The following is a 16,220-nucleotide window of genomic DNA, read 5'->3' as shown; positions in this document are numbered from 1 at the left end:
CTATTCCCTTCCTGAATTCTATCAATGGCTTTCCTACAAACCACCCTGTTTAAAAGATTGTAAAACCATTATTGTTTCATTTGAAAAAGCTAATCCTCCGCCCATATTCGGCCCTTGCAAAATCATTAAAGCAGGATTAATCATTGTTTGGTTTTGAACATCATACATAGCAGAAAACTTCGCAATGAGATGTTCTAATTTCTTGGGATCTTGTAAATCTTTAAGTGACATGCGCGATTCTAACAAAGACTTTTGCGATTCAATTGGCGATGTAAGCACATTTTCAGAAATATTGAAGGCCTTAAAAACAACAGCTGACAAAGCTTTATCGCTAAGAATCTGATAAGCCCAATTTTTTTCTTTAAGAATATTGTCCTTCACCATTCCTCCGACAGTCCGAGTGAAATACAAAGCAAGACGTGTCCCCTCATTGACTTGGCCTGCTTCAACTTCCAATGTTTGTTGCATGTATTTATTCACGGTAACTGTTTTTGCGCTCTCTCTTTGTGTCGCTTTTTCACCATATTTGCTGAAATTAAACGCCTCTGCAAATTGCTGATAACGCTTATCTACTAATTGAGAAGCATACTGAGGATCTGAAAGCACCTTACGAATCATGCCTTTAGCAAAAATCATATCTTCCAGGCCATAAGCTTTCATAGCATAACTATAGACTTTGTCATTTGCCAAAAAATCATCAACTGACTTCACACCGATAATATGCTTAACATAATAGTCTGTCTCACGTTTAACCTGAGGCTTTTGAAAAAGCCGATCAAATGTTTGTTTCATATTATCAATTGTACTTCTGTAACTCGTATATGTGCTAATCATAGCAAACCCCTCTCTATACCAACCTCCATTTAAAATATAAAACTTGTCCCAAACTGATGATAAAATCACTTTGTTATTAAATAAGTGCTATTTTAACGAGTCTCTGTTAATAGACTAAATACTTTTTATTTTTAAGTTATTATATATCTTAACACTTTTTTATAACATTAAGCAAATATTCTTATAATATTAAGCTAATAATAAAAATTATAACTTTAAAATGGTAAGTTTTACGCAAGCATAAATATTTACATTTCCACAAAAATTGAAAATAAGGAGCTCACGGCTTTGGGTGTTATTATAGGATTAGTGATTATTTTTGGATGCATACTTGGTGGTTATGTTGCTATGGGAGGTCATCTTGATGTTTTGATACAACCATGGGAATTCGTTATCATTTTAGGTTCAGCTATTGGAACATTTATTGTTTCCAACCCTTTTCCTGCTATTAAAGATACGCTAAAAGCAACAATAGAAGCGATGAAAGATGCTGTTCCAAAACAAAAGGATTTTTTAGCGCTGTTGGGTTTACTCTATGTTCTTATGCGCGAAATGCGTTCAAAATCACGTTCTGAAATGGAAGGTCATATCGACAATCCGAAAGAATCCACACTGTTTCAGCAATATCCTCTGATCTTAAAAGATGAATCTTTAACTAACTTTATTTGCGACTATTGCCGTCTTATCGTAATGGGAAATACACGCCATTTTGAAATTGAAGCTTTAATGGATGAAGAAATTCATACAATTTCACATGATTCTCAAAAACCCTATCAAGCGATGCAAAATATGGCTGATGCCCTTCCAGCTCTTGGAATTGTAGCAGCTGTTTTGGGTGTGGTTAAAGCCATGGGTGCCATTAGTGAACCACCAGAAGTATTAGGGCACTTGATTGGAGCTGCCCTTGTAGGAACCTTTGCTGGCATTTTTTTTGCCTATGGTATCTTTGGTCCTATAGCCTCCAAAATCAAAACAGTACGCAACAAAAAAGTACGTATTTACATTGTTGTTAAACAAACATTGTTGGCTTATATGAACGGTGCAATACCACAAATAGCACTCGAATACGGGCGAAAAACTATTTCAGCAAAAGACCGTCCAACAATCGATGTTGTGGAACAACACGCAATCGCTGGTCAAGGTACTGAAAAAGAGGCCGCCTAAATATGACTGAACCGATCGAACAACAAGCAAATAAAGACAAAGTGCAAGAAGATAAAAAACAAGATGTGCTGACTCAACATATTTTGCGTGCTGCTGGCTTATCAAGTGATGATCTTATGTCATTTCAATATGTCTTTCGTGATGCAGCAAGTAATCTTTGTATGCGGTTAGGTAATTATACATCTTTAAAATTTACGACAGATGTACAATCGCTTGATACACTCAAAGCCGACCAGATTACCCAAGCAATTGGAACAGAAGCACTTCTGATTTATTTTAATTCGGATTGCTGGGGAGATGATGTTATTTTTGTTCTTGATGCAACACTAATAGAACTTGTAACAGAAGTGTTTTTTGGTGCCTCAGAGCCCATAGTAACAAATCGTAATGGACGTCCTTTTAGCCCAACAGAACGCAAAGTTGGTGAAACTTTTGGAAAATTATTGGCCTACGCAATAGATGGTGTCTTTGGTGTCGGTGATGGATCACTTTTAATTTTCAAGCAAACATGTAAAGCACAAGAATTTAATGCGGAAACATTTAATCAATCACAAATGTTTTCCTGCACTCTCGGAGTTAAATGCGGTGAAGTAGAGGCAAAGGTAAATATTTTAATGCCACGCAGTTGCCATCGCCCTATCCAAGAAGCTGTTACACGAGCACTTCGTTCTCCTGCAAAACGGACTGATCCTCTTTGGGCCAAACGTTTAAAACAAGAAGTCAGCCGATCGCGTGTGCGTATTGAAGCTTTTATTCAACAGGGATCAATGACCTTAAATGAACTATCTATTCTCAAAGTAGGTCAGGTTTTACCCCTTCCTGCCAATGCTGAAAAACAAATCAGATTACGCAGTGGAAATAAATCACTTTATAAATGTTCCCTTGGTAAAATTGGAACAAGTTTTTCTATCAGAGTTACAAATCCTATTGATGAAGAAGAGGAAATGATTGATGAGTTGGTTCATGTTTAATTTCGTAAGTGCACTTTTAGCTCTGGTCTCATTAAGTGTTTTGATTATTACAACACGCAAACTCGCTGCCACCATCCAGATGGGACGCGAGCTCGCAAAGCAAGTTCAAATCGGGACAGCCTGTCTTGACCAAGCTCTTTTAACTCTGCGTGAAGAACATCAAGAGTTCCGAGACGAAAACCGGAAAATGGATGCGCGTATGATTGAGTCTACACGTATTCGGCGCGATATTGATCGTTCAATTTCCCATATGGAAAATGTTCGTGATCAACTGAAAAGCGATTTCAATCAATTCCGTGGTATCTTAACTGCACAAGCTCATGGACCTTCAGCAGCATCTGGTGCAACACATGCTCTTCGCCGGCAACCAATTATTCCTAAAGGCCTGCCTGTTTTTGTGCAACGTAAAATTCATAAGACATCTCTTAACAATAAAATACAACTTTAAAAAATAAAATTTAATACCTTTTAAGATAGAAAAATAGTACGGTGATAGAATGACGAATGACATAAACAAACCGGGAGCTCCTAAAGGAATCAATCCTACAGCAGTACCTCACCCCACAACTCCAAAAGTTGGAGAAGGTATAACGCCAAAACCTGGAATGCCAGGAGGTTTGGGAGCTGGAGCACCACGATCAGGAACAGCAGCTCCTAATCTTGGATCAAAACCTGGAATGCCAGGAAGTTTAGGAGCTGGAGCGGCAGGAAAAACAAATATTGGAGGTCTGGGTGCTCAAAATGCATCAAACAGTACAGGTGACACATCCAGTAATAAAGAACTCATTATGAGTATTCCTGTTGAAGTTCAAGTGGTCCTTGGTTCAACAACTATGCCAGTCGCAACCTTAATGGATTTGGGACGGGGTGCAGTTATTACACTTGACAAACAAATTGGAGATCCTATTGATATCGTCGTGAACGGTCGTATTATCGCACGCGGTGAGGTCATTGTTCTAGAGGATGATCCTTCTCGTTTTGGGATTAGTCTTACCGAAATTATTGATAAATAACTGATTTCAAATATTATGAAAGAGAAATATGACGCAGGTAAAGCAAATAAAAACTACAGAAGAGATCAATGATGTATCAGATAATATATCTTCTGATACAGAGAGTTCTTCTACAATCATCGATACACTCTCTGGACAACAAAAGGTTGCTGCGCTGCTTGTTGCTTTAGGAAAACCTGCCGCTGCACGTCTTTTAAAACATTTTACACCAGATGATTTACGCCGTCTTAGTGGGCAAGCACATACCTTACCTAATATCTCTCTTGCTGATTTTGAAATTTTGGTTCGTCAGTTCGAAGATGCTTTTGCAGAAGGAGTCTCTTTTTCAGAGGCTGGTGCAAAATTCGATAATTTGGTACAAGAAACGTTGCCAGAAGATGAAGCTGCGTTAGTTTTTGATCCTTCAAAAGCACCAGCACTACCTCAAGAAAATATTTGGGATATCATCAAAAAATTAAACATTGATGTTTTACAAAAACATCTTGTACAAGAACATCCACAAGTGATCAGCTATATTATTTCTCGTCTTCCTTCTGAAATAGCAGCAAAAATTTTGATGGCACAAACAATGTCTGTGCGTAGCGATCTTACGCGCAGAAGATTACATTTGCGCACAGTTTCACCGGAAATAGAAACGCTTCTTGATCAAGCGCTACGACCTATACTTCTAAAGAATAATGATGAAGGAGACAAAGCGCATCACAGTCAAGTAGCCATCATTTTTAATGAGCTTGATAAAGCGGATATTGACGAAATGTTAGCAAATCTCGATAATCTAAATCCAGAAGATATAGAAAAAATCAAAGCCAAACTTTTTGTTTTCGAAGATATTCCACGTTTGACAGAACGGGCACGATTGCTCCTTTTTGATGGAATTGCAGCCGATACTATCATTACAGCTTTGCATGGCGCAGAGAATCTCATGAAAGAACTTATTTTAAATTCTCTTTCACAACGGACACGCCGCATGGTAGAAACAGAGCTTTCTACAGAGAATGAAGCTATCCAACAAGAAGCCATTATCAATGCGCGTCGTAGTATTGCTCAAACAGCCATTAAACTATCAGAACAAGGAACAATTAATCTTTTAGGAGAAGAGGGAACGTCCTAAAGGCGCACTGAATCAACATGTCAGATGAAAAACCCGATAAAGAAAGCCAAACAGAAGAACCAACCGAATATAAAATTCGGAAAGAAGAAGAAAAAGGAAACCTTCCTTTTTCTCGTGAATTACCTATCTTTGCTTCACTTGTAAGCTTTAGTCTCATTTGCATTTTTATCTCCTTTCCAGCTATTTCAAAACTTACATTTTTTTTAGTCCAATGGTTTGAGCGTCCAGAATCTTGGCGTATTAACACTGCAGAAGATATCAAACATTTGATTTATCTGGTAGGTGGAAGCGTAGGCCTAGCCTTAGCTCCTATCTTAATTCTTATTCCCCTACTCAATATCGTTGCATCAGCAGTACAGAATGTACCAAGATTTGTCATAGAACGTATTCGTCCGCAGTGGTCGCGTGTCTCTCCTGCCAATGGATTTAAACGAATTTATAGTAAAGCAGGATTGGTTGAATTTTTAAAATCACTCACCAAGCTCATTGGTGTTAGTTTAATTGTTTATATGATATTTTTCAAAAGCAATACAATTTTTATCAATGCACTTTTAACAGATGCATCAGCTTTACCAGAATATATTCGTAAAGAATTGATTAGCCTATCGCTCTCTTTTACTGCAGCCGTTGTTGCTCTTGTAGGTTTAGATCTTGCATGGTCACGTTTTCACTGGCGTCAACAATTACGCATGACTAAACAAGAAATTAAAGAAGAACATAAAAACCTTGAAGGGAACCCTATGGTCAAAGCACGAATGCGTTCCTTAGCACGAGACCGTACCCGCCGACGAATGATCGCTAATGTTCCTACAGCAACCCTCATTGTAACAAACCCTACCCATTTTTCTGTTGCTTTGCGCTATAAACCACCGCTCGATTACGCACCAGTTGTGATTGCAAAAGGCCAGGATATTCTAGCATTACACATTCGTGAAATTGCTATCAAAAATGACATCCCCATTTTTGAAAATGTTACTTTAGCAAGAACGCTGTACAAACAAGTTGAAATCGATCAAACAATCCCAACCGAATTATATGAAAGTGTTGCTGCTTTAATTCGCTTTATCAACAATCAAAAAAAGTATTAAAATAATAATCTATCAACTTTCTTTCTTAAAATTTAAAAATAAAGAAGCATAAGTTTTTTAAAAGAAAAAATTAATAAATAATATTTAAGCAATAATATATAAAGTCAAAAGATGAAAAAAGATTATATAATTGAAATTCGTGAAATGGCTCTAGCAAAACAGGTCGCACAATTTATTCCAGAACTACGATTAATTGACGTGGGTGATTTTATTGCTTGCATTCACGCAGAGCGTTTCAATTATCTTTCTGATCTTATTGAGAGCGCAACGGAATTGCGTTTTTATCCTCATACAATGCGCTTTGCTCGAAATGCCAGTTATGAACTCGATTGGAATACAACACCAAGTATACTACTTCACATGGAATTTTCTAATGAAGGGGTCAACGCTTTTTTCCGCATCCTCATGTCTGCTGAAGAATTTGGAGTTGAACTGGATAATTGTATTTTTGATAATCCTTCCGATGAAGAAACCAATACCAGTGCTTTCATGAATGCGCTCAATAATGCACGAATACAAAAACCACTTGCGCATTAAGACAAAGCTATGCTTACCTATAAAAGTGTTTATTTACAAAATGAGAAAAAATTATGCGTAAAAAATTCTCTCCTCCTTACAAATGAGTATAAACTTAAAACACTATGCATTTTAGAAATAAACCTGAAATCTGAAAGCAAACGATAAGGTAAAGCTGAAAATTTTTTGATTCTATTCTGTTTTTTGTGATCCAATCACGCATGCTTTAGAAAAGAAAACTTCAAATCATACTATTATTGTCAGCAAAAAATATACAATAAACAATATGAAGGATATATCTGTTATTTGTCTCTCAGATCAAATTAATGGAGAAGAATGCAAGTTTCTTACAAGAGAAAAAATTGAAAATTCTTTCCACAATAGGTAATAGGATAGGCAATAGGTACATGATCGATCTTTTATAATTATAAACCTTATTCAACAGTATTTATATATTAAGAATAACTATTCATAAAAAAGAGTAAATTAAGTACACTTGCTATAATTTCCAGATTCATTATAGATTCTTCAGTGATAATAAGTCCTCTTTTTATGAATCTTATGAATTTTAGTTTTGAGATATAAAATTTGATAATTACGAAGAACATTAAAAGTAATATGAAAATTGATAAAAAACTAAAAAATAAGTAAAAAAAAACCAATTAACAGATAAGAGATTTCTTAAGAAAATATTATTCCCCAAATATAATCCTTTGGGAATTTATTTCTTTATATTAGTCTTTTAAAAAACTGACAAACATCTTTACTGTGTATTTTTCATGCCACGTATTTTATCAACTGAAAGATAATTAAACTGTTTAACAAGTAAATCTTTTAGGACGACTTTTGAAAAACGCTGATTGACATCATCAATAATCCGTTTTTTGATCATCTGAAATTTCACTTTTTCGATTGCACGTACATCAGAATAGCTCCCCCAAAAATACTGAAAAATAATATCATTAATCAAAACTCCTACTGGAATAGATATTTCTTTTTCAATTGTTTTGTCTACTACATAGGTGAGTTGCACAATGACATACCCCTGCACATCACCATCAACCAAAACTGGAACACTCATGATTTCCGTATTATTAGAACCAACCTCTACAGGAATGGGAGCAGTCTCTTCCGAACTGTTAGGGTCAACTGCACTCATTCTAAGGCCAAAAACTAAAGCACCTAACGCCACCAAACAAACCCACAACCCCATTGCAATCATTCTAATCATTTAAAACGCCCAGCATTAACCAAAACTGGATCATAAGTTCCATCTGTCTCTTCAGCGCGAGCAGCAACTTGCATAATTCGAGATAAATCTCTTACTGCTTCTAGATGAATACGAAGGAGTTCACTATTACGATTTAATTTGTCTTGTAAAGACGTTAACAAGGGTTGTATCTCAGCTTCAATATCCTGATCCATATAACGTTTTACATCGTTCATTGATTTATTAAGATCACGTAAACCACGTGTTTTACGTAAATTAATTTCTTCATAATCTGGAACACCATGATTTTCCAGCACATTGCTTTCATAGTCAACAACTTCTGACAGCCCCTTAATAGCAGCAGTAAGTTTAGTCATTGCCCAATCACGACCAATAAGATTATTATTAAGAATTTTTGTTTTCAATGTAATATTTTCATCATCATATTGTGTTACAGACATTTTCATTCCCCTCTAACAATATTATTCAATTCTCATCCTATTAAAAGATGATCGATTTATTTTTATTTGATGCTAACGCGTCAAATCTAGTTCATTTTTATAAATAACTGCATCGGCTAGTAAATGATGATCTTTGGCATCCAATGCCTGATCTGTTTCTAACGCAGACAATGATGAATCCGCTTCTTTCCTCATTTGATCAGAAACCAACATCTGTGCAATGCCAATTCCACCAGATATTGCAAATTCTTTAGCCAATTGTTCAGCCATCATTGATTTCCAAATTTGTCCTGCTTGTCCCTTTCCAAAAATCGATTGTATATCGGTTGCAAACATATTCTCAACAAAAGTTTGCAACACAAAAGCTTCAAAATCTCTAAAAACTGCAGTTTCCTTACTTTCTACAGATTGTGGTTTTACGTGTGTCTGTTGCACAATCCTATCAGCAAAACTATTCCCTTCGCGTTCAATCGCCTGTGTACGTGCAATTTTTTGTAAAGAGTACAATTTATCAACAGAAGTCCGATATTCAAGTGGATCTGCCGCACGGGCAACATCAAGCACAATATCAGAAGGAAGCTGAATAGCCATAGATTTCCCCTTTTTATTTAGCTCTTGCTTTTCTTTGCAATCAAGTTCTGTCTTATAAGATTTCTCTCCCTTTTTAAAGAAAGGAAGAAATCCTTATAATTAAGTTAATGATATAAATACCCAAACTTACGTCAAACTGATATCCCGCGCGTTTTATTTGTAATATACTCTTCTATCATATCATTAAATTGTTTTCTTTTTTCTATTGATTGCACTTTTTTACACTTATCCCCTAATTTTTTTGAACGACTAGAAGCTTCACGCACAACTTGTTTTTGCTGCACAATTCGCCCTTGGAGTTTCTCTTCAGATTTAGCAGTATGATGCAAACGCTTTGCTAAAAAAGGAGCATTCCAAAAATTGAAAGCCGAATCTTTTTCCATCAATGAAAAGAGCATACGCGTCTCTTCCTGACAAGAAAAAAGCTGGCCCTTCATATGTTCTAATTCAGCTGTATGATGTGCTTCAATAAGACTTTGTACTTTTAGAAGTCTTCTATAACGTTTGCTTTTTTGTATCATTAAGGCCCTTTCTTAAGCCAATCATGTAATTCAGAATTAAACAAGTGTAAAAGTTCTGGCATTAAAATATAAAGTAAAAATAAGCCTCCACACATAACAAAAGGTAATGAAATAAAATAAACTGGAATGGTAGGCGTTAATTTATTTAGTAATCCGATCGCAATATTAATCAAAATTGCATAAATAATAAAAGGTGCTGCTATCGATAATGTAGTTAAAAATGCACGCGATAAAGCTTCACGATAATCTGTCAAAGCAGCTTCTGGATTTGGAATAAAAGCCAGAGGTACAATATCATAAGATGCCAAAAGACCCCGAATGGTGATGATATGTAAATCGCTTGCAAAAAAAAGCATGATAGCCGCAAAAACTAATATATTCGCAACATGCGACTCGGGTGTTGAATCAATAATACTATGACCAGGTTGACCGGAAAATCCTATCGACATCCCAATAATTGAGGACATAAATTGCAAAGCCCATAAATAAGCATGAGCAATTACCCCAAAAGTAGCACCAATTAACATTTCAGCAAACAAAGCGCGTATAAGCAGTGCAAGATCCGATTTATCACTGAAAACCTTAAAGAAATCTGTGACCATAGGAAGAATAGCAAGTGAAAAAGAAATGCCAATAAATAAACGTAAGCTCATAGGAATACGTACACTGGAAATTCCTGGCATCAACATTAAACAAGTTCCTACCCGTGAAAAAATTAACAAAGCAATAGTCACCGATTGCTCAATTGAAAAAGATGTTAGGGGAAGAAAAAATGACATAAACCTCTTACCCTTTAGAGATAGTTCCCAATGTTTTAACTTCAACCCCACGAGCAATTTCTGCATGCGAAAGTACAGGCAAAGTTGGAAAAAGACGTTCGATAATCATACGTACATACGGCCGTGCTTCAGGAGATGTGATCAGCGCAAAACGCGTTGCTTTTTCCATATGTTGTCGAATAAGTGTTGTCGCATCCGTCCCAAACTTTTCAAGTTCAACTGGATTAATATCAAATTCAATAATGTCACCCTTTGTATCACGCTTTAACGCCTTATGAAAAACGAGATCCCAATGGCTTCCCATTCGCAACACATTCAAAATGCCATTTTCAGATAAATCACCACAAATCTGTTGTGACATACGCAACCGCACATGCTCAGCAATCAGTTCACAACGCCGCACATGAGGTGCTATTTCAGCAACCGCCTCAAGAATAAGATTAAGATTACGGATAGAAACACGTTCTGATAATAAAAGTTTTAAAATCGATTGTAAGCCTGAATAAGAAAGATGTGCAGGACAAATCTCTTCCAATAATTTACGATATTCGCTCCCCAAACGCTCAAGAAGAATACGCATATCTTTATAAGAAAATAATTGTGCTAAGTTATTGCGTAAAACCTCACTTAAGTGCGTTAACAACACAGAAAGATTATCGACTGCCATATAGCCTTCACGAATTAGTTCAGAACGAAATGTTTCTGAGGTCGAAAAAGCACGCATTCCAAAAGCCGGCTCAGACACATATTCACCTGGAATATTGGGAATAGGCTTATTGCCTGGCATAATAAGAACATCACCGATACGCATTTCGTAAGAAGCGATAACCGTACCATACAATTTGATCCAATAGCTTTTTCCCGGAATTGTATAATCATCGGATATCTGAATTTCAGGAATAACAAAACCATACTCCTGTGCAAATTTACGGCGCATTTTTGCAACACGATTAGCTAACTCAACTTTTTTCGGCAATAAATGTTGAGATAATTGCTTACCCATAGCAATTTCAACCTGCACTATTTCAAGAGATGCTTTTACTGATTGACTTTCTTCCAGATGAGCTATCTGGTTCTCTTTTTCATGCAAAGCTTCTTTTGCAAGTGCTTCTCTTTTTAAACGACGTGGAATAGAATAACCAATCGAAGCCATCAGAGCAGATAAAAGCAAAAAAGGAAAAGAAGGTAAACCTGGCATCAATCCCAACATCAATAACAGTAATGATGATACAAAAAGAGCTTTAGGATATCCTCCAAGCTGCCCCAAAACAGCTTTTTCAGCAGAACCGCGGGTTCCCCCTTTTGAAACCAAAAGACCAGCAGCCAAAGAAACAATCAATGCTGGTATTTGCGTAACAAGGCCATCCCCCACAGACAGCTTAGTAAAAACATCTGCTGCACCAGACAATGACATCCCATGCCGGGTTACACCAATAACAATACCACCAAAAATATTAACAGCCGTAATAATAAGACCAGCAATAGCATCACCACGTACAAACTTCGATGCCCCATCCATTGCCCCGAAAAATGAACTTTCTTCCTCAAGCTCCTGACGGCGATGCTGCGCTTCTTTTTCATCAATAAGACCTGAAGAAAGATCAGCATCAATAGCCATTTGCTTTCCTGGAATAGCATCCAGTGTAAAACGTGCTCCCACTTCAGCAATACGCGTTGCACCCTTGGTGATCACCAAAAAGTTAACAATAATTAAAATGGCAAAAACAACAAGACCAATAACAAAATCCCCACCCATAACAAATTGTGAAAAACCTTGAATCACGTGCCCTGCAGCTTTATAGCCTTCATCACCATGGGTCAAAATCACGCGGGTAGTTGCAATATTAAGCGATAAGCGCAATAAGGTTGCAATCAACAAAACTGTTGGAAAGGCTGAAAAATCAAGAGGCCGTTGGATCCATAACGAAACCATCAAAATCAAAACAGAAAATGCAATAGAAAAAGAAAGCCCTAAATCCAAAACAAAAGCAGGAACTGGCAAAAAGAGAACAGTAAGAATAATGATAATTCCTGCTGCAAATGCAACATCTCGACCAGAAAACTTATCTTGGTGAGCGATATTGATAATTGGACTATGCTGCTGCACATTTTTCTCCTTATACAATTACACTGAATACCCTTAATGAAAAGCATTTTAGCTCATTTTCAAAGCACATCCAGTTAATTTTCTTCGGCTTATCTTTGCTCCTAACTCATTACCCCATTGTGTAAAATAAGTAACAAAGCTTGTGCGAAAATGGTGTTTTACTACACAACTCTTCTAAATCAAAACGAAGATATAAACACAAAATATATCAAACTCTAAATAGACAAAGAATTATTTTAAGCTTGCCGAGTGGCTTATATCAGCATATATTACATCCTGTAACATTACGTGAATCATAAATTAATTTGAAGAGGAGAACTTGGTGACTGATATTATCAAAACTACTATGCTTTATTCGACGCTGATTGTTGGTATTAATGTTGCTATTGTAATCGCTTTAGTTGTGGGAGCACAATAAATAGCTATAGGCTTTTTTGATATTTTCTTGTTTTTGTACTCCATTTTTAAGTGATCTCAATAAAAAAATGAAGGTGTGATAATAAATTGAGTATTATCTTGTACCAGTATGCAGATAAAGATTGAAAATTTAATATACGAACAAAAATTATCTTTAAAATGGCGGTTTGCAATTGAATCCATTAAGAAATTTTTTTTATTTACTTCGTTTTCTTCAAACAACAACTCATACTCATGAAATAAAGACTATTATATCTCTATTGACCTCCAATCATATAAAAAGAAGCACTAAAATTATCAATTATTTTTAAAATCTCCTCTTTCCTTCTTCAAACCTGTCACTGATAAAGAATACAATTGATGCATCATGATCATTAAACACATTCTTCATTTCTTTATCAATTAGAAAGAATAAAAATTAAACATTGTGAAATATATCTTACACAAACAGCAAAGAAATAAACAATGATTAACTCAGATCTTAAAATATTTGTTTCGCCCACCTATAAACGAAAGCTCCATATTATCCATGATATTTTGGAATATAGTCTCGTGCTCATAGTAAGTTTAAGCACCATTTTTTCTGCTCTTTTTTCCTTTGCAAATTATTTCTAAGGTGTATTTTTAAAAGTCAATACTCTATCTAGCAATGAAAGCGGTTGCTTTGTCTTCAAAACCATTTGTGCTTCTTTTTCATCGTGTTGCATTTGCGTTATCAAAGGTTCTAACCCATCAAATTTTTTTTGTCCTCGTAAAAATTGTAAAAAAGAAACTGTACAATTTTCACCATAAAGATCATCATCAAAATTAAATAAATAAGTTTCCAGCACTGGTGCTCCATTAACAACAACGGTTGGTCGACGTCCAAAACTCGCAATACCATCATGTAAAGCACCGTTAGCACGACGAAATCGTACCGCATAAACACCATGTGCCAAACTCGTCTGAGGAGGCAAAAACTGATTGGCTGTAGGAAAACCCAAATGCCTCCCCAGCTTTTCACCTTGTACAACATTTGAACTTACCCGATAGTGATAACCTAGCAAATGAGCTACTTGTGACACTTGCCCTTTCAATAAGAGTTTCCTAATAAAGCTTGATGAAATCGTTTCTTTTTGTCGAGTACATAAGCAAGGAATTTGCACCACTTCAAAACCATATTCTTTACCTTTTTGACGAAGAAAGTTCAAATTTCCACTTTTTTGACAGCCAAAACGAAAATTGTCCCCCGTCACCACAACAGAAACATCAAAAGCTTGTTTTAAAATTACAGTGATGAATTCATCGGCCGAAAGAGCAGAAAATTGTTCATCAAAAGGTTGCTCTATTACTCCATGAAAACCAAGAATTTTAAAAATTTCAGCTTTTTCAGCAGCTTGTGTTAAACGATCAACAGAAGCTGAACCTTGAAAAAAACTTTTTGGATGTGGTTCAAACGTTAAAACAAGGGCTGGCCTCTTTTTTTCACGTGATAAATCAAGGGCTTTTTGTAAAACGGCTTGATGACCAAGATGAACACCATCAAAATTACCAATTGCAAGTACCCCACCACGCCAAGCTAAAGGAAGAAAATTATATTCCTGAAAACGCAAGAAATCGGACATTACTGAAGCATCCACATCATTGCATTTGGCTGATAACCATAATGATCGAAAAAAGCATGCAAAGCTTCTTTATCCACTACACCATTGTGCCTATAGTCATGATGGTGAATTCCCCCCATAATATAAAGGGAATCAAGACCGAAATGAATCGCCCCTTTAACATCGGTCAAAAGACCATCACCAATAGCAAGAATCCGATCTTTGTCTACTACCCCGCGGATTTTCTGCAATTTTTTAAAGGCACACTCATAAATTGGAGCATGAGGCTTTCCAGCAATACGTACTTCACCTCCTAATTTTTCGTACAAGCGCGCCAAAGCGCCAGCACACCAAATTTCTTGATTTCCAAAATGAACGACAATATCAGGATTGGCACAAATGAAAGGTAAATTCCTTCCCTGCAAACGACGAAACATCTCTTCATAAGCATCTGGTATTGCCTCTAAATCTTCAAGAAAACCACTACAAACAATCGCAGAAGCTTCCCATTCTTCAACCAATTCGCAGGATAACCCTTCTAATAAAACCACATCACGTTGTGGACCAATGAAAAAAACTTTACGTGGTGCAGAGCGAATAAGATCACGTGTCACATCACCTGAAGTGACAATTGCATCATAACACTCTATATCCACTTGCATCCTTTGTAATTGGATGGCAACCCCTTCTTGTGATCGAGGAGAATTCGTTAACAGAATAATACTTTTTCCCATTTGTCGAATTTTTTGTAATGCTTGCACTGCTGTTTCAAAGATCTGCACACCATTGTGTACAACACCCCAAACATCACAAAAAACAGCATCATATTGTCCTATCAGAGTATCGATATGCGTGAGTTCTTTCATAATACACCTGCTGATGTGTTCGCTATTTTTAAGCTACCTCTTATGTTTACATATCAATCGGTATATGCGAATTCTTTTATTTTTAATATATTGATTTATCTATATTTTAAAAAATTTAGAAACAATATCATAGGACCAAAGAAGAGCATTTTCAAACTCTCCTCTACATAGCACGTCTTTTTTTTTTCAATTGTTTATATTCATTTTTTGAACTCTTTTATGTCTTTTGTGCAAGATGATCAGAAATTATTATAAATATAACAACAAATTAGCAATTAAGATAGTTATAACAAGCTAGTTAAATAAATTACAGAGTGTTAAATGCTTTCTATGAGATAAATTCGTAATATAATACGAACTAATATTGATTTAATATATATAACAATATTTTTTAGATAAATTATGATATTTAATTCTGTTGTATTTATTTAATTTTAATAAAGATAATAATTTATCTTTCTCAAATCATATATAAATATAAAAAAACTGATGGAATTAGGTCCTATATGGATGATGAAAACAACTGTTACAGTTTCTATCAAAAAGTCAGTCTTGTATTAACAAAGCACACAGATTACAAGAAAATTTGATAGTTGCTTCAAGCAGAAGTTCCATACGCAAAGATTGCAAAGAAAACTATGAACCTTTTAAACAAGTTTTTTAGAAGGAAATGCGAGAAATGTGATTTTATACAGAATTTCATTTTCTTTTTTCCAATCTCTTCTCTCTTTGAAATTAATCGATCATAAAAGAAATTCTCTTTATGAACGAGCATCAAGTTAACAGAAAATATAGGATTTACATAACTCTCTTTTTGTAAAACTATACAGCTCCCTTTATTAAAAAATAATTGATCCATTTATACTCGTGAAAGAAAAACAGTATAATAACACAGGTGAGCTGTGCACTCTTCGCTCTTATTGACAGAAAAACAAATATCGTCATAGAATGCCCTTTTAATATTATATACGTATTATATTTATTATCG

General features: G+C 35.6%; 16 protein-coding genes. 7 read left to right on the top strand and 9 right to left on the bottom strand.

Annotated elements, in window-relative coordinates:
* Nucleotides 1–33: 33 nt before the first annotated feature.
* The gene (locus T420_RS0102215; RefSeq protein ID WP_013544803.1) at nt 34–834 is read right to left on the bottom strand and encodes a DUF1217 domain-containing protein; all 801 of its coding nucleotides are present in this window, start codon (nt 832–834) and stop codon (nt 34–36) included.
* Between the two features lie 288 nt (nt 835–1,122).
* Between T420_RS0102215 and motA the strand changes: the two genes are divergently transcribed.
* The 7 genes from motA to T420_RS0102180 all read left to right on the top strand — a co-directional run bounded on the left by motA (nt 1,123) and on the right by T420_RS0102180 (nt 6,718).
* Nucleotides 1,123–1,998: a flagellar motor stator protein MotA gene (gene motA / locus T420_RS0102210; protein ID WP_013544802.1), complete on the top strand. Its 876-nt coding sequence runs from the start codon at nt 1,123–1,125 to the stop codon at nt 1,996–1,998.
* A gap of 2 nt (nt 1,999–2,000) precedes the next feature.
* Nucleotides 2,001–2,969 (top strand): FliM/FliN family flagellar motor switch protein, encoded by a 969-nt coding sequence (locus T420_RS0102205; RefSeq protein ID WP_013544801.1) that lies wholly within the window; start codon nt 2,001–2,003, stop codon nt 2,967–2,969.
* Nucleotides 2,950–3,417: a BAB2_0123 family type IV secretion system effector gene (locus T420_RS0102200; RefSeq protein ID WP_155914827.1), complete on the top strand. Its 468-nt coding sequence runs from the start codon at nt 2,950–2,952 to the stop codon at nt 3,415–3,417. The genes T420_RS0102205 and T420_RS0102200 overlap by 20 nt, the downstream gene beginning before the upstream one ends.
* A gap of 229 nt (nt 3,418–3,646) precedes the next feature.
* The gene (gene fliN, locus T420_RS0102195) at nt 3,647–3,982 is read left to right on the top strand and encodes a flagellar motor switch protein FliN (protein WP_081475859.1); all 336 of its coding nucleotides are present in this window, start codon (nt 3,647–3,649) and stop codon (nt 3,980–3,982) included.
* 28 nt (nt 3,983–4,010) lie between these two features.
* Nucleotides 4,011–5,093 (top strand): flagellar motor switch protein FliG, encoded by a 1,083-nt coding sequence (locus T420_RS0102190; protein ID WP_013544798.1) that lies wholly within the window; start codon nt 4,011–4,013, stop codon nt 5,091–5,093.
* A gap of 17 nt (nt 5,094–5,110) precedes the next feature.
* Nucleotides 5,111–6,181: a flagellar biosynthesis protein FlhB gene (gene flhB / locus T420_RS0102185; RefSeq protein ID WP_013544797.1), complete on the top strand. Its 1,071-nt coding sequence runs from the start codon at nt 5,111–5,113 to the stop codon at nt 6,179–6,181.
* Nucleotides 6,182–6,292: 111 nt separating this feature from the next.
* Nucleotides 6,293–6,718, top strand: coding sequence for a hypothetical protein (locus tag T420_RS0102180; RefSeq protein WP_013544796.1), 426 nt, complete (start codon nt 6,293–6,295; stop codon nt 6,716–6,718).
* Nucleotides 6,719–7,460: 742 nt separating this feature from the next.
* Here T420_RS0102180 and T420_RS0102175 read toward each other — a convergent pair.
* The 8 genes from T420_RS0102175 to T420_RS0102135 form a co-directional block, all read right to left on the bottom strand.
* On the bottom strand, nt 7,461–7,928 hold the full coding sequence (locus tag T420_RS0102175) for a hypothetical protein (protein WP_026501100.1): 468 nt from the start codon (nt 7,926–7,928) through the stop codon (nt 7,461–7,463).
* Nucleotides 7,925–8,368 carry a hypothetical protein gene (locus T420_RS0102170; protein WP_013544793.1) on the bottom strand — a complete coding sequence of 148 codons (444 nt, stop codon included), beginning with the start codon at nt 8,366–8,368 and terminating at the stop codon, nt 7,925–7,927. Before T420_RS0102170 ends, T420_RS0102175 begins: the two co-directional genes overlap by 4 nt.
* Nucleotides 8,369–8,440: 72 nt before the next feature.
* The gene (locus T420_RS0102165) at nt 8,441–8,959 is read right to left on the bottom strand and encodes a rod-binding protein (protein WP_013544792.1); all 519 of its coding nucleotides are present in this window, start codon (nt 8,957–8,959) and stop codon (nt 8,441–8,443) included.
* Between the two features lie 131 nt (nt 8,960–9,090).
* The gene (locus T420_RS0102160) at nt 9,091–9,480 is read right to left on the bottom strand and encodes a hypothetical protein (protein WP_013544791.1); all 390 of its coding nucleotides are present in this window, start codon (nt 9,478–9,480) and stop codon (nt 9,091–9,093) included.
* Nucleotides 9,480–10,259 (bottom strand): flagellar biosynthetic protein FliR, encoded by a 780-nt coding sequence (locus T420_RS0102155; RefSeq protein WP_013544790.1) that lies wholly within the window; start codon nt 10,257–10,259, stop codon nt 9,480–9,482. Before T420_RS0102155 ends, T420_RS0102160 begins: the two co-directional genes overlap by 1 nt.
* 7 nt (nt 10,260–10,266) lie before the next feature.
* Complete coding sequence (flhA, locus tag T420_RS0102150; protein WP_035450878.1) at nt 10,267–12,348, bottom strand: flagellar biosynthesis protein FlhA; 2,082 nt, start codon at nt 12,346–12,348, stop codon at nt 10,267–10,269.
* A gap of 1,046 nt (nt 12,349–13,394) precedes the next feature.
* Nucleotides 13,395–14,387 (bottom strand): bifunctional riboflavin kinase/FAD synthetase, encoded by a 993-nt coding sequence (locus tag T420_RS0102140; protein WP_013544787.1) that lies wholly within the window; start codon nt 14,385–14,387, stop codon nt 13,395–13,397.
* Nucleotides 14,387–15,232, bottom strand: coding sequence for a TIGR01459 family HAD-type hydrolase (locus T420_RS0102135; RefSeq protein ID WP_013544786.1), 846 nt, complete (start codon nt 15,230–15,232; stop codon nt 14,387–14,389). Before T420_RS0102135 ends, T420_RS0102140 begins: the two co-directional genes overlap by 1 nt.
* Nucleotides 15,233–16,220: the final 988 nt, after the last annotated feature.

The sequence above is a fragment of the Bartonella clarridgeiae ATCC 51734 genome (assembly GCF_000518185.1).
In the GTDB taxonomy this organism is placed as follows: Bacteria; Pseudomonadota; Alphaproteobacteria; order Rhizobiales; family Rhizobiaceae; genus Bartonella; species Bartonella clarridgeiae.
This window is presented reverse-complemented; position numbering and strand designations above follow the sequence as displayed.

Coding starts and splice junctions, on each gene's coding strand:
- T420_RS0102205 (WP_013544801.1), top strand. CDS start 2,001: ATGACTGAACCGATCGAACAACAAGCAAATAAAGACAAAGTGCAAGAA.
- flhB (WP_013544797.1), top strand. CDS start 5,111: ATGTCAGATGAAAAACCCGATAAAGAAAGCCAAACAGAAGAACCAACC.
- T420_RS0102200 (WP_155914827.1), top strand. CDS start 2,950: ATGAGTTGGTTCATGTTTAATTTCGTAAGTGCACTTTTAGCTCTGGTC.
- T420_RS0102155 (WP_013544790.1), bottom strand. CDS start 10,259: ATGTCATTTTTTCTTCCCCTAACATCTTTTTCAATTGAGCAATCGGTG.
- T420_RS0102180 (WP_013544796.1), top strand. CDS start 6,293: ATGAAAAAAGATTATATAATTGAAATTCGTGAAATGGCTCTAGCAAAA.
- T420_RS0102175 (WP_026501100.1), bottom strand. CDS start 7,928: ATGATTAGAATGATTGCAATGGGGTTGTGGGTTTGTTTGGTGGCGTTA.
- T420_RS0102165 (WP_013544792.1), bottom strand. CDS start 8,959: ATGGCTATTCAGCTTCCTTCTGATATTGTGCTTGATGTTGCCCGTGCG.
- fliN (WP_081475859.1), top strand. CDS start 3,647: ATGCCAGGAAGTTTAGGAGCTGGAGCGGCAGGAAAAACAAATATTGGA.
- T420_RS0102170 (WP_013544793.1), bottom strand. CDS start 8,368: ATGTCTGTAACACAATATGATGATGAAAATATTACATTGAAAACAAAA.
- T420_RS0102140 (WP_013544787.1), bottom strand. CDS start 14,387: ATGTCCGATTTCTTGCGTTTTCAGGAATATAATTTTCTTCCTTTAGCT.
- T420_RS0102135 (WP_013544786.1), bottom strand. CDS start 15,232: ATGAAAGAACTCACGCATATCGATACTCTGATAGGACAATATGATGCT.
- T420_RS0102215 (WP_013544803.1), bottom strand. CDS start 834: ATGATTAGCACATATACGAGTTACAGAAGTACAATTGATAATATGAAA.
- T420_RS0102160 (WP_013544791.1), bottom strand. CDS start 9,480: ATGATACAAAAAAGCAAACGTTATAGAAGACTTCTAAAAGTACAAAGT.
- T420_RS0102190 (WP_013544798.1), top strand. CDS start 4,011: ATGACGCAGGTAAAGCAAATAAAAACTACAGAAGAGATCAATGATGTA.